The following is an 18,507-nucleotide window of genomic DNA, read 5'->3' on the forward strand; positions in this document are numbered from 1 at the left end:
ACCGTAAACTGGCCCCAACCAATTGGAGTGACGGGAATGCGAATCATTGCGGCCGCGGGTCTTCTCGCCAGCCTGGTTGTCTCGGGTCCGATGGCGAGCCAGTCGGCGCGCGCCGATATCCTTCCGGTGCCGCCGTTCAAGGGCAACGACACCGGCGGCATCATCGCCTATTCGATGGCGACCCAGGTCGATGCTCGGCAAGTCGCGGTCGATCACTGCGCGCGCTACGGCAAGGTCGTCAAATTCCTCGGCGTGCAGGCCTATGAGGGCGGCTACATCTCGTTCTCGTGCCGCTGGGTGCCTTATGGCGCCGCAGCGCAACCGATCCGCACGCTGTACTGAAGCGCTGTCGTAGCGCCGCAATCTCTCAGCCGGGAGGCTTCCCCATGACGCGCAAACTCGCTTTGCTCGGCTCGGCCGCTTGTCTCGTGTTGTCGGCAGGTAGCGCCAGCGCCGACGATCTGCCGGTGCGCAAGGCCGGCCTTTGGGAAATGAAGCTGGTCACATCAGGCTCGCCTGTGCCCGAAATGACCATGCAGCATTGCACCGACGAGACCGTCGACAAGGAGATGAGCAACAACGTCTCCCCGATGGCCAAGCAGATCTGTGCCAAGCAGGAGATCAAGAAGACCGCGACCGGCTATGTCAGCGATTCCGAGTGCAACGTCGCTGGCGTCAACACGACCTCGCATGCAGAGATCACCGGCGATTTCAACTCGGCCTACACGGTGAAGACCTCCTCGCATGCAAAAGGCGGCGTCGCAGGCGCGGCCGGCCGCGACAGCACCATGACGTTGCAGGCCAAATGGCTAGGGGCCTGCAAGCCGGACCAGAAGCCCGGCGACATCGTGATGCCCGGCGGCTTCAAGATGAACGTGCGCGACATGGACAAGCTGAAGGCGCTGCTGCCGAAGTAGGGCTACGGCGGCTACACCGGAATCCGCACGCTCGCCCTCAATCCCCCCATCGGGCTGTCGCCGAGCGTGATGTCGCCGCCGTGCGAGCGGGCGATGTCGCGCGCAATCGCAAGCCCAAGACCAGTGCCGCCTTCGTCCTGGTTGCGTGCGTTGTCCAGCCGCAGGAACGGCTTGAACACCTCTTCGCGCAAATGCGCCGGGATGCCTGGGCCGTCGTCGTCGACCGTGACGGTGAGATAACGGTGATCGCGCTGTCCGGCGATGGCGATGGCCTTGCCGTAGCGCGCGGCGTTCGTGACGAGGTTGGCGAGGCAGCGCTTGAACGAGGCCGGCTTCACCGTCACCACCGGCAGGCCGTGGAACGCCACGGTCGCAGTGTGGCCATGGCGTTCGGCGTCGCTGCGCAATTCCTCAAGGGCCTGGGCCATGTCGGTCGGCTGCGACTGCTCGCCGGAATCGCCGCGGGCAAAGGCAAGGTAATCCTCCAGCATCATCGACATCTCGTCGACGTCCTTGCGCATGCCCTCGAGCTCGGGGCTGTCGCCGATCAGCGCCAATTCGAGCTTGAAGCGGGTCAGGATGGTGCGCAAATCGTGGCTGACGCCGGCGAGCATCGCGGTGCGCTGCTCCATCGTGCGCTCGATGCGCGATTTCATCTCGAGGAAGGCGACCGAGGCGCGCCGCACCTCGCGCGCGCCTCGTGGGCGGAAGTTCGGCGCCTCGCGGCCCTTGCCAAAACTTTCGGCCGCATCGGCGAGCCGCAGGATCGGCTTGATCTGGTTACGCAGGAACAGCACGGCGACGATCAGGAGAATCGACGACGTGCCGACCATCCAAAACAGGAATATCTCCGAGTTCGAGGCGTAGGCCGCGCTGCGCTGCGCGAACACGCGCATCACGGCATCGTCGAGCTGGATGCGGATCTCGACCAGGTTGGAGCGGCCGACCGTGTCGATCCAGAACGAACGCCCGATCTGGCGGCCGAGCTGCACCGACAGCGTCTGGTCGAGCAGCGAGAAGAACGGCTTCGGTCCCGGCGGCGGCATGTCGCCGGCGGGCAGGAAATCGACGACGAGGCCGAGCCGTTGCTGCGCGATGCGGCGGATCTGGTCGCGATCTCGGTCCTGCGGATAGCCCTTGTAGACGTCGATCAGCGCGGCGATGTCCTGCACCACTGCGGCCGACAGGCGGCGCGTCACCGTATTCCAGTGCCGCTCCATGAACACGAAGGCGACGACCGATTGCAGGATCACCATCGGCACGATCATGATCAGGAGCGCGCGGGCATAGAGGCCGGTCGGCATCCACCCTTTGAACGCATTGCCCATCCAGCCATTGGCGGCGGAGACGCGGCCGGCGGCGCTCTTCAGTAGCGTCAGGCCGGTATCGATCGTGCTCATCGGTCGCGCTTCACTGCGGTCTAAGGCGAGGCTACCAGCCGATAGCCGATGCCGCGCACCGCCTGGAGGAACAGCGGATTGGCGGGATCGGTCTCGATCTTGCGCCGGAGGCGGTTGATCTGCACGTCGACGGCGCGCTCGTTGACGCTGCCATTGCCCGTCAGCGCGCTGCGCGGCACGGTTTCGCCCGGCGTCTCCGAGAGGATCCGCAGCATCTCGCGCTCGCGGTCGGTGAGGTGAATGACCTCCTCGCCCTGGCGCAGCTCGCCGCGATCGAGATGGTAGACGTAGGGACCGAAGGCGATCTTCTCCACGGTTGCCGCCTGCGGCGGCGGCGCGGCGCGCTTGAGGATGTTGTTGATGCGCAGCGCGAGTTCGCGCGGCTCGAACGGTTTCGCGACGTAGTCGTCGGCGCCGATCTGCAGGCCCTCGATGCGGGCTTCGGCCTCGTGCCGCGCGGTCAGCATCACGATCGGCACCGAGGAGGAGGTGCGGATGAAGCGGGCGAGGTCGAAGCCGGTCTCGCCGGGCATCATGACGTCGAGGATCAGGAGATCGAAGTGCAGGCCCATCAGCTTGGCGCGCGCATCGCCGGCGCTGGCGGCGGTCGAGACGCGGTAGCCTTCGCTGGCGAGGAAGCGCGAGAGCAGGTCGCGGATGCGGCGGTCGTCATCGACCAGCAAGAGGTGCGGGGCGTCGTCGGCCGGACGCGCCGGCGGGCGGGCGAGAGTGGCAGCGAGCGGCACGTTCACTCCTTGGCGTCCTGGTTGACGGAGGCGAAGATCGTCTCGAGCACCTTGTCCGGATCGTCACGGTCGATCATCGCGCGCAGGAAGCGCTTGACCGTCTCGGCATCCTGCGGCCCCATTTCAGAGAGCGCCTTGGTGATGCGCGTGGTCTGGAGGCCGGCAAGCTTCTGCACCAGCGCCTCGCCCTTCGGCGTCGCATAGAGCAGGCGCTGGCGGCGGTCATTGTCGCCGGTCTTCTGCACGATGTAGCCCTCGTCCAGGAGCTGCTTGAGCACCCGGCCGAGCGACTGTTTTGTGATGCGCAGGACGTCGAGGAGGTCTGCGACCTTGAGCCCGGGATAGCGATAGACGAAGTGCATGACCCGGTGATGAGCCCGGCCGAAGCCGAACGCCTCCAGCTCCTGGTCGGGATCGCCCACGAAATCGCGATAGGCGAAGAACAGCAGCTCGATGATATCCCAGCGCAAATTGCTTCCATCGCCTGCGGCTTGCCGGGGTTCGGCGACGTCCTGAGAGGAGCTCGCGAAATTTATGTCAGGCATATTGACGTATCTTGGGTTCAATGTTACAAAAGGATCGACCCGCACGAAATTTTAGATCGTTTCGTGACGGACGGCGTCGAAGCAGGGACGGCGGAAAGAGCCGGACAGGCGACGACGGCCGGAACAGGTCTACCGTGCGATTGTCGAGCGGCATTTCGGCAAAACATACTGGACTTCCGCGTTCCGCAAAAGCATGTCCTCGGCGACATGCTGGCCACGGGAAACCGGCCGTAACAAGGCTGGCGGTGGTTCAGCCAGACACCTATTGAAGCCGGCCGGCCCGAAACAGGGCGGGCCGGCGCCAGAACAGCGCCGATACCGGCAGCGGGAGCCAAGGACATGAGCATGACATTCGACATCCAGCCCGCATCCAATCCGACGCCGGAGAAGGACCGCGTCGCCAAGCTGGTGGACCCCGGCTTCGGACGGGTCTTCACCGATCACATGGCGATCGTCCGCTACAACCAGGCCAAGGGCGGCTGGTATGAAGCGCGCATCGAGGCCCGCGCCAATTTCCAGCTCGATCCGGCCGGCGCGGTGCTGCACTACGCGCAGGAGATCTTCGAAGGCCTCAAGGCCTACAAGCGCGACGACGGCGGCGTGAACCTGTTCCGCCCCGACGCCAATGCGCGCCGCTTCAAGGATTCGGCAGATCGCATGGCGATGGCACAATTGCCCGAGGACGTCTTCATCGAGGCGGTCGAGCAGGTCGTGCGCATCGACCGCGCCTGGATGCCGGGTGGCGAAGGCAGCCTCTATCTGCGCCCGTTCATGATCGCGAGCGAAACCTTCCTGGGCGTCAAGCCGTCGTCCGAATACATCTTTTCGGTCATCGCCTCGCCGGTCGGCTCCTATTTCAAGGGCGGACCTGCGCCGGTCTCGATCTGGGTGTCGGAGAACTACACGCGCGCCGCGATCGGCGGCACCGGCGCGGTCAAATGCGGCGGCAATTATGCCGCGAGCCTGCGCGCGCAGGCCGAAGCGATCCAGCATGGTTGCGATCAGGTCGTGTTCCTCGACGCGGTCGAGCGCCGCTACGTCGAGGAGCTCGGCGGCATGAACGTGTTCTTCGTGTTCGATGACGGCTCGCTCTCGACGCCGCCGCTCGGCACCATCCTGCCCGGCATCACCCGCGACTCCATCATCGCGCTCGCCCGCGACGCCGGAAAGACCGTGCGCGAGGAGCCGTATTCGCTCGACCAGTGGCGCAAGGATGCGGCGAGCGGCAAGCTCAAGGAAGCGTTTGCGTGCGGCACCGCGGCCGTGATCTCGCCGATCGGCAAGGTGCGTTCGGTCAGCGGCGATTTCGACATCAGCGGCGGCGCCGCCGGCCCCGTCGCCATGGGCCTGCGCAAGCAGCTCGTCGACATCCAGTACGGCCGCACCAACGATCCGCACAACTGGATCCGCAAGGTGTCTTGATCGCGGAAAGCGCGTTTCCCCTCTCGCGGCAAGCAGAGGGGGAACGCGCATCCTCTGTGGTTTTTTGCGCACTGAACGTGCCGTTGCCGACATGCGACAAAGTCTGGACACATCTGGACATCAGGACATCGCAGTCATGGCCGCAAAGCTCTCCCAACCCATGAAATGGGTCGTTCTCGCCGCAATCACCGGCGTTTCCGTCTTCGGCATCCTGACCATCGGCCCGGTTCACGAGGTGGTCGCGCAAGACCGCTCGCCGATCGTTGAAGTGCGCACCAGCGATCCCGAGATGAATGCGGCGATCGCGCGCGCCCGCGGCACGCTCCCGACCTTCTGGGCCTCCTATGAATCGCCGAAGCCGTCGGAGGCCGGGCATTCTCTCAAGGTGCGCTTTTCAACCCGCCGGGGCGGGGAGCACATCTGGATCGGCGAGGTGAAGAAGCAGCCCGACGGGAGCTTTACCGGCGTCTTCGCCAACGAGCCCCGCGACATGCCGGGCAAGCGGGCCGGCGACAAAGTGTCGTTCGGCGACGCCGACATCTCGGACTGGATGTTCATGCGCAACGGCAAGATCGTCGGCGGCGAAACCATCAAGCCGACCCTGAAGTCGCTGCCGAAGGCGGATGCGGATGCGCTGAGGGCGCGGATGGAGCAGCCGTAGGCGCTTTTCCTTCCACAAGGGGAGAGGAAAAAGGCAGCGGTTGCCGCCACCGGCCCCGGCTGGTAAACGCCGCACATGGCCGAGAAACCCAAGAAAACCCAGAAACTGAAGGCGCGCCTGCCGCGCGGGCTCGAGGATCGCGACCCCTCAGCGATCCGGGCGACGCGCGAGATGGTCGAGAAGATCCGCGCCGTGTACGAGCTCTACGGCTTCGAGCCCGTGGAAACGCCGGCGATGGAATACACCGACGCGCTCGGCAAGTTCCTGCCCGATCAGGACCGTCCCAACGAGGGCGTGTTCTCGTTCCAGGACGACGACGAGCAATGGATCAGCCTGCGCTACGATTTGACTGCGCCGCTGGCGCGCTATGTCGGCGAACGCTACGGCACCGACGGTCTGGTGCTGCCCTATCGCAGCTATCGCGTCGGCTATGTCTTCCGCAACGAAAAGCCTGGCCCGGGCCGCTTCCGCCAGTTCATGCAGTTCGATGCCGACACGGTCGGGTCGGCGACGCCGGCGGCGGATGCCGAGATCTGCATGATGGCCGCGGACACGATGGAGGCGCTGGGCATTGCGCGCGGCTCCTATGTCGTGAAGGTGAACAATCGAAAAGTGCTCGACGGCGTTTTGGAAGCCATCGGGCTCGGCGGTGACGAGAACGCCGCGCGCAGGCTCATCGTGCTGCGCGCGATCGACAAGCTCGACAAGTTTTCCGCAGACGAAGTGCGCAAGCTGCTCGGTCCCGGACGGTGGGATGGCGGCGAAGAAGGCAAGGGCGACTTCACCAAAGGCGCCAATCTGAGCGAAGCCGAAGCTGACGTCGTTCTCGCCATCACCAAGCCGCGCGACGATTGGAAAGATGCCGTTGCCGCCGCAGAAGCCTACCTCGCCAAGAGCCAGATCGGTCAGGCTGGCGTCAGCGAGCTGGAGGAAATTGCAAAGCTGGTCACGGCGTCGGGCTACGGCGCGGATCGCATCAAGATCGATCCGTCGGTCGTGCGCGGCCTCGAATATTACACCGGCCCCGTCTACGAGGTCGAACTTCTGCTCGAGACCAAGGACGAGAAGGGCCGGCCCGTGCGATTCGGCTCGGTCGGTGGTGGTGGGCGCTATGACGGTCTCGTCTCGCGCTTCCGCGGCGAGCCGGTGCCGGCGACCGGTTTCTCGATCGGCGTCTCGCGTTTGCAGGCGGCGCTGACGCTGCTCGGCAAGCTCGACACGCGGCCGGAATTCGGGCCCGTCGTCGTCACCGTGTTCGACCGCGACCGCGTCGCCGACTACCAGAAGATGGTTGCCAGCTTGCGCACCGCCGGCATCCGCGCCGAGCTCTATCTCGGCAACCCCAAGAACATGGGCAACCAGCTCAAATATGCCGACCGCCGCAATAGCCCCTGCGTCATCATCCAGGGCTCGGATGAGAAGACGCGCGGCGAGGTGCAGATCAAGGATCTGGTCGAGGGTGCCAAGGCCGCTGCGGCGATCGCTTCCAACCAGGAATGGCGCGAGAGTCGCCCGGCGCAGTTCTCGTGCAGCGAAGCCGATCTCGTCGCCAAGGTGCGCGAGGTCCTGGGCCGCCATGACGTAAAGTGGGGATAGCCATTCCGCCAAGCCGTCATGCCCGGGCTTGTCCCGGGCATGTCAGTCCTGTTTGATGCGCACCTTCATGAACGACCGGGGTGTGCCCGGTCATCGCGACAGCAGGGAGAAGACAATGCCTGAGATCACGGTCAGCATGGCCGAAGGCCGCACCGACGAGCAGAAGGCCGGCATGATGCGCGACATCACCCAGGCGCTGGTGAAGAATCTCGGCGTCGACGCCGATGCCGTCGTCATCCAGATCAACGAAGCCCCGCTCCGCCACAAGATGAAGGGCGGCAAGACCTTCGTGGAGCGCGCGGCGGCGGCGAAGAAGTGACGCTTTAGCGTCATTCCGGGGCAGCCCGCCAGGGCTGAACCCGGAATCTCGATCGACAATCTCTGGATTCCGGGTTCGCGCTTCGCGCGCCCCGGAATGACGAGCAAGCACCATGGACGCACGCGATTTCATCACGATCGGCATGAGCGCCGAGCGCACGCTGGTGGTCCCGGCGGAGCGCACGGTCGGGCACTTCGTGCCCGGCATGCCGATGGTCTATGCGACGCCGATGATGATCCTGGAAATGGAGATGACGGCGGGCGATGCAATCCGCGCCGCGCTGCAGCCGGGCTGGGTCACGGTCGGTACCGAGGTCGACATCCGACATCTGGCAGCCGCTCTCGTCGGTGCCACCGTGCGGACCACTGCGAAGGTGGTCGCGGTCGAACGCCGCGTCATCCGCTTCGAAGTCGAGGCGTTCGAAGGCACGCGCAAGCTCGGCGAGGGCCGCCACGCGCGCGGGCTCGTCAATGTCGAGATGTTCAACAGGCGGCTGGGGGCGTAGTGCAGCCCGCTCAGCGTAACTTCGCCTAACCGACCCCGCGCGCGCCCGATGACGAATAGAACGCTTCCTGCTCCCTGCGGATACGTACGGCAGGCAGCGTCGCGTCCATCGCCACATCGGCCCACGTGATGCAGGAGTCCTTGGCGACCGCCCTGGTCAATCGCACATTGTGTGCAAGCCCGAGCGGCAGATAGCCCTTTGCAAGCGAGGTGCTGGCGGGCGTCAGCTTGCCGAAGACAGTGTATCCGCCTTCTCCGTCCAGCGTATCCCCCTCGTGCAGGTCCTTCTTGGCTGTCGCGGCAACATCGGCGTTGAACGTCGTTGCGACCCCTGTCGCCTCCTTGCGCAGAGCGATCGACGCAACGGAAATTCCAAGCTCCAGACCTATGAGATGCCACTTCTTGTATGAGCTCATGTAACGGCCGCTCGGATCCGTGACGACGCTGTATTCCTGGAAGCAGTTGCGGATGTAATCGCTGTCGCCTTCGAAGCAGACCCAGACGCCCTTGCGGATGTCGTTGGGGATCGGTTTGCCGTCGGCCGTCAGGCAGGACACGACCTCGACCTGCCCCTTGAATTCCAGCACGCCTCCCTCGGAACGGGGGCGCATCAGCGTCGGGATGTCGTCGACCGATCCCGGCGGGAATGCGAGGCCTTGCGAAGGCGCCGCCAACCCGGTTGCGTTCGCGATCGCGGCCGATTCGATCGCAGGCTTGGAGCCGTCGAGGAACGCGTTGAACATTTTGGGATTCATGCCGCCGCGCGCGGCTTGCTCGGCGGTCAGTCCCCAGTGGTCCCAGACCGTCTCGGGCGTCGATTCCCGATAATGCGGCAGCCATTTGTGGCCGCGGCCGGCCGCCACGACCGGAAACCCGCAGGCTCTCGCCCAATCGACGAGGTCGCAGGCGAGGGCCGGCTGATCGCCATAGGCAAGGCTATAGATCACGCCGGCCTGCCTGGCTCTTTGCGCCAGGATCGGTCCGCAGAAGGCGTCGGCCTCGACGGTCACGTTGATGACGGCCTTGCCCGCAGCAAAGGCGCCAAGGCAGTGTTCGACCGCCGCGACGGGATTGCCGGTGCACTCGGCGATCACCTCGATGCCTTCGCACGTCACCAGCGCTTCCCAGTCGTCGGTCAGGAAGGTCGAGCCGGTCTTGAGCGCATCCTCGAGCGAGGCCGCGGCGAATTGCTCCGGCCGCCAGCCAACCCGATCCAGGTTTTCGCGGGCGCGCGACGGGGACAGGTCCGCAATGCCGACCAGATGGACGCCCGGCGTGCGCAGAACCTGATGCAGGTACATCGCACCGAACTTGCCCGCCCCGATCAGCCCGATCCTGATGGGGCGACCCTCGGCCTGTCGTTCGAGAAGTTTTGCGTAGAGGTTCACGATCGCTCTCCTATCGGCAACAGCCAGGATCGCTCTGCATGCGGCGGCCCGACCGGGACCGAAGCGCTCTTGACCTGCCTACTTCGCCAGTTCCTTAGAGCGCGTCGTCGCCGCCGCGATCGCCCGGATCATCAGGTCGCGCAGGCCGGGCTCGCCCATCAGCACGCCCAGGGCCGCAGCGGTGGTGCCGCCGGGCGAGGTGACGTTCTGCCGCAGTGTGCTGGAGGGAAGGTCGGACTGGTGCAGCAACTCGCCGGATCCGGCGACGGTTTCGCGCGCAAGCTTCGTTGCCAATGCTTCGGGCAAGCCGGCCTCGACGCCGGCGCGCGCGAGCTCTTCGGCGAGCAGGAACACGTAGGCTGGGCCCGAACCGGACACGGCGGTGACCGCGTCCATCAGGCCCTCATTCTCGACCCATTCGACCGAGCCGGTGGCGCGCAGCAACGCATCGGCGACCGTGCGCTGCGCGGCGCTGACATTTTTCGCCGCGACCGCGACGGTGATGCCGCGGCCGATCGCGGCGGGCGTGTTCGGCATCGCCCGCACCACGGCGCCTCCGCAGATCTCTTCGAGCGAGGCGATCGTCGTCCCCGCCATGATCGAGACCACCGACGTCTGGTTCGAGACGAATGGCTTCAGCCGGGCGCCGGCCTCGCGGAACATCTGCGGCTTCACCGCGACGACCAGCGTCTCGACGAGGCCGGCCGCCTTCACATCCGGATTGAGCGCAACGCCCTTGGCGGCGAGCGCAGTGATCTCGGGCGAGATGTACGGGTCGACCACCGCGACGCGGCGCGGATCGAGCCCGCCTGCCAGCCAACCGGTCAGCATCGCGCCGCCCATCTTGCCGGCGCCGGCCAGCAGGATATTGCCGGTGATGTTTTGGAGGGGGTTGTTTGCCACTGCGATCACCCAAGGAAAAGGTGTCGTCCCTGCGAACGCAGGGACCCATAACCACAGGCGGTTCTAATGGATGGAAGGCAGAGCAACAAGCATCGCGCGCTACGGCGAAATCACGCGGTATGGGTCCCGGATCTGCGCTTACGCTTGTCCGGGACGACGGCGAGGAGGGAGCGGGGCTCCCTCACTTGTTGAGCGATGTTACGCCTCACCCACCGTGTCGAACATCGCCGCGTCCATCGCCTCGGTCGTGGTCTTGCCGGCCCACACCACGAACTGGAACGCCGGGAAATAGCGCTCGCAGGCGTGGATGGCGCCGGCGAGCATGGCTTCGCATTGCGCGGTGGAGGCAGTGAGGCCGCCCGGCAGCACCAGCGCCTGGCGATGCATGATCATGCCGGTGTTGGTCCACAGGTCGAAATGACCCACCCACAGCTGCTCGTTCACGGCAGCGACGAGCCGTTGCACCTCGCCGCGGCGCGCGGGCGGAATCTTCATGTCGAAGGCGCAGGCCAGATGCAGCGCCTCGATCTCTCCCATCCAGGTGAAGGAGAGCTGGTAGTCGGTCCATTGTCCCTTCGAGACAATCGTGAGTTCGTCTTCGCCGGAGCGTTCGAACGGCCAGTTGTTGCTGGCAGCGATATCCTCGACCACCGCGAGCGGATGGCTTTTGGAATCGATAGTGCCTTCGAGCAGGGACATGCCGTCTCGACCTCTTGCCTTCTTGTTGTCTTTGATACGCACGCGGTTGGCCCGGCGCGCGCTCCCTAACGTCGCTACAGCGATCCCTGGGGTCGCTCTCGCGATCCCCTCGGATCAGCGCGGGCCTTTCGCGGATCAAGTGATGTGATTTGCGGAATCTGCGCAACGGGGTCCCGAGTCCGTCCACAAGCCAGGACTCGTTCGTCCACAGCTCATCTCCGCCACAATTCTTAACGCAGGAAGCCTCAATCCTGGTGAAGGAGAACAAACCGGAATCGGATTCGGGCGGCCAGCGCCAAGCGTCAAATTCCGCCCCGCGAGGGCCGCTCCCACCCCGATGGCATGGGACCATGCAATTTGCCCATGCGGAACGCGCTTGCTGCGGCGGCCGGCCGGCGGCATATTTCCCGGCAGGTCGTTCATCCCGAACGGCCGATGTTCTCAGGGCGGGGTGAAAGTCCCCACCGGCGGTAAGGGCCGAAAGGTCCAAGCCCGCGAGCGCCTTCCCGAGGTTCTTTCCTGAAAAGGGATTTGCCGAAGGGAAGGGTCAGCAGATTCGGTGCAACTCCGAAGCCGACGGTTAAAGTCCGGATGAAAGAGAACGGTCGGTGGCAGACGCATCGCAAGATGCGGCTGTTTGTCGTTCCGTGTGCCCTGATTCTGGTCCTTGAACCGAGGAAAGCCATGAATCAGATGTTGCAAGATACCCAAGCCGAAACTTCCCAGACACAACCGCCGGTTCCAACGACCGAGCATCCGCGCTTCGCCAAGCCGCAGCGGGTGGCCTTCGTACAGGCCTGCTGGCACCGCGACGTGGTCGAGGAAGCCCGCATCGCCTTCATGAAGGAGGCCGAAGCGCGCCACCTCACCCATGTCGACGTGTTCGAGGTGCCCGGCTCGTTCGAGATCCCGCTGCACGCGCAGGTCCTCGCCAAGACGCGCCGCTACACCGCGATCGTCGCGGCCGGCCTCGTCGTCGACGGCGGCATCTACCGCCACGAGTTCGTCGCCGATACCGTGATCAAGGCCCTGATGGACGTGCAGCTCCGCACCGAGGTGCCGGTGTTCTCCGCCGTGCTGACGCCGCAGCAATTCCATGAGACCGAAGTGCACTACGATTTCTTCCGCAGGCATTTTACGACCAAGGGCATCGAGGTCGCGGCCGCCTGTGCCGAGACGTTGCACGGCCTCGAACGCCTGCGCGGCCAGGTCGCGGCGGGGATCGTGTAATTGACGCCCGCCCGCGTGCTGCCGCGTTCTGCCCGCCAATGAAGCGTTTCCTTCTCCCTTAGGCCAAGGGAGAAGGGGACGTGTCGATGTCGCCGGATAATCTCCGACGGGAGCCCGGAGCTTGTCTCTCGCTCAGGTGGAGGGCATAACCGGAGGCATGCCCGGTAACGACGACATCAATAAGCTTGCTTTTTTGGCTGCGGAAGCCAAGAGGGAAGGGGCATGGCTTGAGTTCTCGCGTTTCTGCGAGTTCAGAGCGCAAGGTGTCCGCGCGGCCGCGATGAAGCATCTAAGTGGCTTCTTGCTGGCTGCTGCCCATTGGTCGTTGGAAGAGCGACTGGCCTTCTCGAAATGGGTGTTGTGGCGCAGTCGAACGTTTCACGACGATCGCGTCGTGCTGCCGCATCCTCTCCGAACAAAACTACTTATTCCGACCCTTCAGAGTTGGGTTGAGACCTCCCCAGGTGAAGCAGAGACTTACCTGTGGTTGGGACTGCTGAGGTGCGATGACCCGTCACGTCACCTGGAGAGGGCGATTGAGCTCGACCCGTCGTGTGAGCTCGCGCGGCTAACTCTGACAAATTGGATCATATCCGGCATCGAATACAATCAGCACGAGCTACCGAGATTCTATATCAATGATCCCGTGGAAGATCTCAATGATTTGGAGAAGGCTGCAAGTTTGGCCTCCGGAAGCATTTCGGAGGCCAGGGTGAAACTCTGGCAGCAAGAGATCGCCGAGCTTCGCGCGAGAGCCGAGGTGTGGCTGGCCGCGAGGGATGACACGCACAGTGTCATTCCCTTTCCCGGCAGGAAGGTATGGATCGTCGGGGAATGAGGGGCCGTTCGTGGCGGGAATAGCGAAGCGGTCCCTTCACACGCCACTGATTGTCAATCCCGTCGCCGTCCCTATAAAGTCGGCGGCGGGAGGAGGCCGTACCGTGGAGACGGGCGGCCGGCAAGATCATGTTCGAAGGACACGATCCCTATCTCGTCGCGCTCTCAGTGGCGATCGCGAGTCTGGGTGGCTATACCGGCTTTGCGCTTGCTGCTCGCATCCGCAACACGCCCGGCGTCAGTAACCGCGTTCTGCTTGCGGGTGCGGCCGCGTTTCTGGCCGTCGGCATCTGGACCATGCATTTCGTCGGCATGCTGGCCGCGCCGTTGCCGCCCGACACCGTCTATCTCGTCCTTCCAACCATCATCTCGTTCCTGATCTGCGCGCTGGTGGTTGGCATCTCACTGTTCTTCGTCTCGATCGGCGAGCCGTCCCTGAAGCGGGTGGCATCATCCGCCGTCCTGCTCGGCGTCGGCATCGCCAGCATGCATTATGTCGGCATTCACGGCCTCAGTGGCCATTTCAGCATCGTGCACAACCCGACCATGGTGGCACTGTCGGTCGTGGTTGCGATCGTCACGGCCTATGGCGGCCTGCGCGCCTTCCTGGCGCAGCAGGAAGGCGTCCGGCTGATCGTCAGCTCGATTGTTTTCGGGATCGCCGTCTCCGGCATGCATTACACCGCGATGCTGGGCATGCATTTCGAGCCGCTGACGGGCGCGGCGCATCACCACGTCGGCGGCGGCCTTGCTGCGTCGCAGCAAATCTTGTCGATCATCGTCGCGGTGCTGTGCTTCGTCATCGCCGCCGGTTTCCTGCTGTCGCTGGTCCCCGACCAGCGGCGTCAGGCTTCGAGCTCTCTCGGCGCCGAACCGGTCGCTTCGCCGGTCGCGGCGGCCGCCATCGAAATGATTGCGGCGCCGTCTGCAACGCCGCGCCCGGCGGCTCCGCTCGGCGGTCTCGGCCAGCCGCCCCGCGCGCCGGTTCCGCGGTTGCCGGTCGAAAGCGCCGACGGCACGCATTTCATCGAGACCGCCAATGTCCGCAGCGTCCGGGCCGATGCGCATTACACCCGCGTCCACGACGGCACCCGCGAGCGGATGTGCCCCTGGTCGATCTCGGAGGCCGAGGCGCAGCTCGACCCCTCGCTGTTCCTGCGGGTGCACCGCAGCCATATCGTCGCGATCCCGCATGTCGCCCTGGTCCGGAAAGAGGGCGACGGCGCCGTGCTCGAGCTCGATGGCCCATCGCCGCATCGGGTGCCAGTGAGCCGGGCCAAGATCGCCGAGGTGAAGGCCCGGCTGGGGCTGGCGAACCGGCGACAGGCGTAGGGCTTCCAAGACGCTGACGGTGGCTCCCGGGAGAGGTTGCACCGAGATCGCCGCGCCATACGTCGCCTCCCTTGACGCAATTCGTGCGTTCAGGGCCGCAACTCGTGCGAAATCCGCTGTTCCGTGCCCGAATGATTGCGGCCCGCCTCGCCGGGAGTGAGCTTTCCTCCAACGTCCGCGCCGTCAGCGCCAAGGACGAACGTGGGAGGAGATGATGATCCCGGGCTCATTCAGCTATCACCGGCCGGCGAGTGTCGCCGATGCCGTCAAACTTTTATCCGAACTCGGCGAGGATGCGCGGCCACTGGCCGGCGGGCACAGCCTGGTGCCGATGATGAAGCTTCGGCTCGCAACCCCCGCCCACCTGATCGATCTCCACGGCATCGCCGCTCTGAAAGGCATCCGCCGCGACGGCAATAATCTGGTCATCGGCGCGATGACCACCCAACACGAGTTGCTGGCCTCGGACGAGGTCGCGAAGGCGATGCCGATCCTGCACGAGGCGGCACTGCTCATCGCCGACCCCCAGGTGCGCTATCGCGGCACGATCGGTGGCAATGTCGCCAATGGCGATCCCGGCAACGACATGCCGGCGCTGATGCTGACGCTTGGCGCGACCTATCGCCTCGAAGGCTCTGGCGGAGCCCGCGACGTCCCCGCCGCGGATTTCTACCAGGGCGCCTATTTCACCGCGCTCGAGCCGGGTGAGATCCTCACCTTCGTCTCAGTCCCCGCGCCGGCGGCAGGCCATGGCTATGCCTATGAAAAGCTCAAGCGCAAGGTCGGCGACTACGCCACCGCGGCAGCGGCCGTCGTCCTCACCATGTCTGGCGGCAAGGTCGCGACCTGCTCGATCGGCCTCACCAACGTCCACGAGACACCGCTGCTCGCCGCTGACGCCGCCAGGGCGGTGATCGGGACGAGCCTCGATGCGGCCACACTGAAGAAAGCTGCCGCGGCAGCCGAAGCGATCATGGCCCCGGCTGCGGATGCACGCGGTCCGGTCGAATACCGAAAACATGTCGGCGGCATCATGGTGACGCGGGCGCTGCAGCGCGCTGCCGCCAAGGCGAAGTGAGGGAGGAATCGATGGCCAAAACACACGTCACCATGAAGGTGAACGGCGCCGAGGTTGAAGGCCTCGTCGAGCCGCGCACGCTGCTGGTGCATTTCATCCGCGAGAACCTGCAGATGACCGGCACCCATATCGGCTGCGAGACCACGCATTGTGGCGCCTGCACCGTCGATATCGACGGCATGTCGGTGAAGTCCTGCACCATGTTCGCCGTGCAGGCCGAGGGCAGCGACATCACGACGGTCGAAGGCATGGCCAATGCCGACGGTACGCTGTCAGCGCTGCAAGAAGGTTTCCGCATGATGCACGGTCTGCAATGCGGCTTCTGCACGCCCGGCATGATCATGCGCGCGCATCGGCTGCTGAAGGAAAACGCCTCGCCGAGCGAGCAGGAAATCCGGATGGGGATCTCCGGCAACATCTGCCGCTGCACCGGCTACCAGAACATCGTCAAAGCCATTCAATACGCCGCCGCAAAAATCAACGGCGTGGAATTCCGGGAGGCCGCAGAATGAACGACATGACTCCCACGCGGGAACAACGCGAAGCCGCACTCGAAGGCATGGGTTGCAAGCGCAAGCGCGTCGAGGATATCCGCTTTACCCAGGGCAAGGGCAATTACGTCGACGACGTCAAGCTGCCCGGCATGCTGCACGGCGACTTCGTGCGCTCGCCGCATCCGCATGCGCGCGTCAAGAAGATCGACGACAGCGAGGCGCTGAAAGTGCCCGGCGTGCTCGCGGTCATTACCGCCGAGACGCTGAAGACCGTCAATCTCGCCTGGATGCCGACGCTCGCCGGCGACGTGCAGATGGTTCTGGCCGACGGCAAGGTGCTGTTCCAGAACCAGGAGGTCGCCTTCGTCGTCGCCACCGACCGCTACGCGGCCGATGACGGCATCAACAAGGTGATCGTCGAATACGAGCCGCTGCCGCCGCTGGTCGATCCCTTCAAGTCGATGGACAAGGATGCGCCTATCTTGCGCGAAGACCTCGTCGGCAAGATGTCCGGCGCACATGGTCCGCGCAAGCACGACAACCACATCTTCGAGTGGACCGTCGGCGACAAGGAGCTGACCGACGCGGCCTTCAACAAGGCCGAGGTCAAGATCAAGGAGATGATCTCCTATCACCGCACCCATCCGTCCCCGCTGGAGACGTGCCAGTGCGTCTGCTCGTTCGACAAGATCAAGGGCGAGCTGACGATCTACGGCACGTTCCAGGCGCCGCATGTGATCCGTACCGTGGTGGCGCTGGTCGCAAAGCTGCCGGAGCAGAAGATCCACGTCATTGCGCCCGATATCGGCGGCGGTTTCGGCAACAAGGTCGGCGCCTATCCCGGCTATATCTGCGCGGCCGTGGCCTCCATCGTCACCGGCAAACCGGTGAAATGGGTCGAGGACCGCATCGAGAACCTCACCGCGACCTCGTTCGCACGCGATTATCACATGACCACCGAGATCGCCGCGACCAGGGACGGCAAGGTCACCGGGCTTCGTGTGCACGTGCTCGCCGATCATGGTGCGTTCGATGCTTGCGCCGATCCGTCGAAATGGCCGGCCGGCTTCTTCAACATCGTCACTGGCTCCTACGACTTCCCGACTGCACATCTGGCGGTGGACGGCGTCTACACCAACAAGGCGCCCGGTGGCGTCGCCTACCGCTGCTCGTTCCGCGTCACCGAGGCGGCCTACTGCATCGAGCGCTCCATGGATATCCTGGCGCAGAAGCTCAACATGGATCCGGCCGAGCTCCGGCTGAAGAATTTCATCAAGCCGGAGCAGTTCCCGTATCACTCGGCGCTGGGCTGGGAATATGATTCCGGCGACTACCACACCGCCATGCGGAAGATGATGGAGACGACGGGTTACGCCGCGCTCCGGAAAGAGCAGCGGGAGAAGCGGGCCGCGTTCGCGCGCGGCGAGACCCGCGAGATCATGGGAGTCGGCATTTCCTTCTTCACCGAGATCGTCGGTGCCGGGCCGTCGAAGAATTGCGACATCCTCGGCATCGCAATGTTCGACTCCTGCGAGATCCGCATGCACCCGACCGGTGCGGGCATCGCGCGCATGGGCACCAAGAGCCAGGGCCAGGGCCACGAGACCACCTGGGCCCAGATCATCGCGACCGAGATCGGCATTCCCGCCGACAACATCATGGTGGAAGAGGGCAACACCGACACCGCGCCTTACGGGCTCGGCACCTATGGTTCGCGCTCCACACCGGTGGCCGGCGCCGCGATCGCCATGGCGGCGCGAAAGATCAAGGCCAAGGCGCAGATGATCGCGGCCTACAAGCTCGAGGTCCACGAGGACGATCTCGAGTTCGACATTGATGGCTTCCGGGTGAAGGGCTTGCCGGAGAAGTTCATGTCGATGAAGGATATCTGCTGGGCGGCCTACAATTCCGTGCCGCCGGGCATGGAGCCGGGGCTGGAGGCGGTCAGCTATTACGATCCGCCCAACATGACTTATCCTTTTGGTGCTTATCTCTGCGTGATGGACATCGACGTCGACACCGGCGTGTACAAGGTGCGGCGCTTCTACGCGCTCGATGATTGCGGCACCCGTATCAACCCGATGATCATCGAGGGGCAGGTGCATGGCGGCCTCACTGAGGCCTTCGCCATCGCGATGGGCCAAGAGATCCGCTACGACGACGTCGGCAATGTCGTCACCGGCTCGTTCATGGACTTCTTCATGCCGACCGCGGTCGAGACGCCGCATTGGGAAACCGACTTCACCGTCACCCCGTCGCCGCATCATCCGATCGGCGCCAAGGGCGTCGGCGAAAGCCCGAATGTCGGCGGCGTGCCGGCCTTCTCCAACGCCGTCAACGACGCGTTCTCGTTCCTGGGCGCGACGCACATCCAGATGCCGCATGATTTCTGGCGCAACTGGAAGGCGGCGAAGGATCTGGGGGCGGTGGCGTAAC

19 protein-coding genes and 1 riboswitch are annotated in these 18,507 nt (G+C 64.7%); of the genes, 13 read left to right on the forward strand and 6 right to left on the reverse strand.

Annotated features, from left to right (window positions below; translation table 11 throughout):
* Nucleotides 1-36: 36 nt before the first annotated feature.
* Together HAP40_RS07230 and HAP40_RS07235 are read left to right on the forward strand one after the other, a co-directional pair.
* Nucleotides 37-342: a hypothetical protein gene (locus tag HAP40_RS07230; RefSeq protein WP_166818453.1), complete on the forward strand. Its 306-nt coding sequence runs from the start codon at nt 37-39 to the stop codon at nt 340-342.
* A 44-nt stretch (nt 343-386) separates the two neighbouring features.
* A complete protein-coding gene (locus tag HAP40_RS07235) occupies nt 387-917 on the forward strand; it encodes a DUF3617 domain-containing protein (protein ID WP_166818452.1) in 531 nt (176 codons plus the stop codon).
* An 11-nt stretch (nt 918-928) separates the two neighbouring features.
* Here HAP40_RS07235 and HAP40_RS07240 read toward each other — a convergent pair whose 3' ends face one another.
* From HAP40_RS07240 to HAP40_RS07250, 3 genes are read right to left on the reverse strand one after another with little or no spacing between them, the layout of a single operon-like run.
* A complete protein-coding gene (locus HAP40_RS07240; RefSeq protein WP_166818451.1) occupies nt 929-2,317 on the reverse strand; it encodes an ATP-binding protein in 1,389 nt (462 codons plus the stop codon).
* A 20-nt stretch (nt 2,318-2,337) separates the two neighbouring features.
* Nucleotides 2,338-3,069, reverse strand: coding sequence for a response regulator (locus HAP40_RS07245; RefSeq protein ID WP_208024808.1), 732 nt, complete (start codon nt 3,067-3,069; stop codon nt 2,338-2,340).
* Complete coding sequence (locus HAP40_RS07250) at nt 3,066-3,608, reverse strand: MarR family winged helix-turn-helix transcriptional regulator (protein ID WP_246741156.1); 543 nt, start codon at nt 3,606-3,608, stop codon at nt 3,066-3,068. Before HAP40_RS07250 ends, HAP40_RS07245 begins: the two co-directional genes overlap by 4 nt.
* A gap of 339 nt (nt 3,609-3,947) precedes the next feature.
* Here HAP40_RS07250 and HAP40_RS07255 point away from each other — a divergent pair, with 339 nt between their 5' ends.
* The 5 genes from HAP40_RS07255 (at nt 3,948) to HAP40_RS07275 (ending at nt 8,111) form a co-directional block, all read left to right on the forward strand.
* A complete protein-coding gene (locus HAP40_RS07255; RefSeq protein ID WP_166818449.1) occupies nt 3,948-5,030 on the forward strand; it encodes a branched-chain amino acid aminotransferase in 1,083 nt (360 codons plus the stop codon).
* Nucleotides 5,031-5,166: 136 nt separating this feature from the next.
* On the forward strand, nt 5,167-5,691 hold the full coding sequence (locus HAP40_RS07260) for a YegJ family protein (protein ID WP_166818448.1): 525 nt from the start codon (nt 5,167-5,169) through the stop codon (nt 5,689-5,691).
* A 75-nt stretch (nt 5,692-5,766) separates the two neighbouring features.
* Complete coding sequence (gene hisS / locus HAP40_RS07265) at nt 5,767-7,287, forward strand: histidine--tRNA ligase (RefSeq protein WP_166818447.1); 1,521 nt, start codon at nt 5,767-5,769, stop codon at nt 7,285-7,287.
* Nucleotides 7,288-7,402: 115 nt separating this feature from the next.
* A complete protein-coding gene (locus HAP40_RS07270; RefSeq protein ID WP_008144861.1) occupies nt 7,403-7,606 on the forward strand; it encodes a tautomerase family protein in 204 nt (67 codons plus the stop codon).
* Nucleotides 7,607-7,718: 112 nt separating this feature from the next.
* On the forward strand, nt 7,719-8,111 hold the full coding sequence (locus HAP40_RS07275; RefSeq protein ID WP_166818445.1) for a thioesterase family protein: 393 nt from the start codon (nt 7,719-7,721) through the stop codon (nt 8,109-8,111).
* A 25-nt stretch (nt 8,112-8,136) separates the two neighbouring features.
* On the opposite strand, the gene HAP40_RS07280 is transcribed toward HAP40_RS07275, so the two are convergent.
* The 3 genes from HAP40_RS07280 to HAP40_RS07290 all read right to left on the reverse strand — a co-directional run bounded on the left by HAP40_RS07280 (nt 8,137) and on the right by HAP40_RS07290 (nt 11,100).
* Nucleotides 8,137-9,498: an NAD(P)H-dependent oxidoreductase gene (locus HAP40_RS07280; RefSeq protein ID WP_166818444.1), complete on the reverse strand. Its 1,362-nt coding sequence runs from the start codon at nt 9,496-9,498 to the stop codon at nt 8,137-8,139.
* 78 nt (nt 9,499-9,576) lie between these two features.
* Nucleotides 9,577-10,401 (reverse strand): pyrroline-5-carboxylate reductase, encoded by an 825-nt coding sequence (gene proC / locus HAP40_RS07285; protein ID WP_166818443.1) that lies wholly within the window; start codon nt 10,399-10,401, stop codon nt 9,577-9,579.
* A gap of 198 nt (nt 10,402-10,599) precedes the next feature.
* A complete protein-coding gene (locus HAP40_RS07290; protein WP_166818442.1) occupies nt 10,600-11,100 on the reverse strand; it encodes a YbjN domain-containing protein in 501 nt (166 codons plus the stop codon).
* A 433-nt stretch (nt 11,101-11,533) separates the two neighbouring features.
* Nucleotides 11,534-11,707: riboswitch (FMN riboswitch) on the forward strand.
* A gap of 77 nt (nt 11,708-11,784) precedes the next feature.
* Here HAP40_RS07290 and HAP40_RS07295 point away from each other — a divergent pair.
* The 6 genes from HAP40_RS07295 (at nt 11,785) to HAP40_RS07320 (ending at nt 18,506) form a co-directional block, all read left to right on the forward strand.
* On the forward strand, nt 11,785-12,330 hold the full coding sequence (locus HAP40_RS07295; protein WP_166818441.1) for a 6,7-dimethyl-8-ribityllumazine synthase: 546 nt from the start codon (nt 11,785-11,787) through the stop codon (nt 12,328-12,330).
* A 157-nt stretch (nt 12,331-12,487) separates the two neighbouring features.
* Nucleotides 12,488-13,168, forward strand: a complete 681-nt coding sequence (locus HAP40_RS07300) for a hypothetical protein (RefSeq protein WP_166818440.1) — start codon at nt 12,488-12,490, stop codon at nt 13,166-13,168.
* Nucleotides 13,169-13,296: 128 nt separating this feature from the next.
* Nucleotides 13,297-14,499 carry an MHYT domain-containing protein gene (locus tag HAP40_RS07305; protein ID WP_166818439.1) on the forward strand — a complete coding sequence of 401 codons (1,203 nt, stop codon included), beginning with the start codon at nt 13,297-13,299 and terminating at the stop codon, nt 14,497-14,499.
* A gap of 214 nt (nt 14,500-14,713) precedes the next feature.
* The gene (locus tag HAP40_RS07310; protein WP_166818438.1) at nt 14,714-15,577 is read left to right on the forward strand and encodes an FAD binding domain-containing protein; all 864 of its coding nucleotides are present in this window, start codon (nt 14,714-14,716) and stop codon (nt 15,575-15,577) included.
* An 11-nt stretch (nt 15,578-15,588) separates the two neighbouring features.
* Nucleotides 15,589-16,089: a (2Fe-2S)-binding protein gene (locus tag HAP40_RS07315; RefSeq protein ID WP_166818437.1), complete on the forward strand. Its 501-nt coding sequence runs from the start codon at nt 15,589-15,591 to the stop codon at nt 16,087-16,089.
* Complete coding sequence (locus tag HAP40_RS07320) at nt 16,086-18,506, forward strand: aerobic carbon-monoxide dehydrogenase large subunit (RefSeq protein WP_166818436.1); 2,421 nt, start codon at nt 16,086-16,088, stop codon at nt 18,504-18,506. The genes HAP40_RS07315 and HAP40_RS07320 overlap by 4 nt, the downstream gene beginning before the upstream one ends.
* The last annotated feature ends 1 nt before the right edge of the window (nt 18,507 follow it).

This window comes from Bradyrhizobium sp. 1(2017), from assembly GCF_011602485.2.
GTDB lineage: Bacteria > Pseudomonadota > Alphaproteobacteria > Rhizobiales > Xanthobacteraceae > Bradyrhizobium.

Coding starts and splice junctions, on each gene's coding strand:
- HAP40_RS07320 (WP_166818436.1), top strand. CDS start 16,086: ATGAACGACATGACTCCCACGCGGGAACAACGCGAAGCCGCACTCGAA.
- HAP40_RS07255 (WP_166818449.1), top strand. CDS start 3,948: ATGAGCATGACATTCGACATCCAGCCCGCATCCAATCCGACGCCGGAG.
- hisS (WP_166818447.1), top strand. CDS start 5,767: ATGGCCGAGAAACCCAAGAAAACCCAGAAACTGAAGGCGCGCCTGCCG.
- HAP40_RS07315 (WP_166818437.1), top strand. CDS start 15,589: ATGGCCAAAACACACGTCACCATGAAGGTGAACGGCGCCGAGGTTGAA.
- HAP40_RS07275 (WP_166818445.1), top strand. CDS start 7,719: ATGGACGCACGCGATTTCATCACGATCGGCATGAGCGCCGAGCGCACG.
- HAP40_RS07235 (WP_166818452.1), top strand. CDS start 387: ATGACGCGCAAACTCGCTTTGCTCGGCTCGGCCGCTTGTCTCGTGTTG.
- HAP40_RS07250 (WP_246741156.1), bottom strand. CDS start 3,608: ATGCCTGACATAAATTTCGCGAGCTCCTCTCAGGACGTCGCCGAACCC.
- HAP40_RS07240 (WP_166818451.1), bottom strand. CDS start 2,317: ATGAGCACGATCGATACCGGCCTGACGCTACTGAAGAGCGCCGCCGGC.
- HAP40_RS07290 (WP_166818442.1), bottom strand. CDS start 11,100: ATGTCCCTGCTCGAAGGCACTATCGATTCCAAAAGCCATCCGCTCGCG.
- HAP40_RS07295 (WP_166818441.1), top strand. CDS start 11,785: ATGAATCAGATGTTGCAAGATACCCAAGCCGAAACTTCCCAGACACAA.
- HAP40_RS07305 (WP_166818439.1), top strand. CDS start 13,297: ATGTTCGAAGGACACGATCCCTATCTCGTCGCGCTCTCAGTGGCGATC.
- HAP40_RS07300 (WP_166818440.1), top strand. CDS start 12,488: ATGCCCGGTAACGACGACATCAATAAGCTTGCTTTTTTGGCTGCGGAA.
- HAP40_RS07260 (WP_166818448.1), top strand. CDS start 5,167: ATGGCCGCAAAGCTCTCCCAACCCATGAAATGGGTCGTTCTCGCCGCA.
- HAP40_RS07230 (WP_166818453.1), top strand. CDS start 37: ATGCGAATCATTGCGGCCGCGGGTCTTCTCGCCAGCCTGGTTGTCTCG.
- HAP40_RS07310 (WP_166818438.1), top strand. CDS start 14,714: ATGATCCCGGGCTCATTCAGCTATCACCGGCCGGCGAGTGTCGCCGAT.
- HAP40_RS07270 (WP_008144861.1), top strand. CDS start 7,403: ATGCCTGAGATCACGGTCAGCATGGCCGAAGGCCGCACCGACGAGCAG.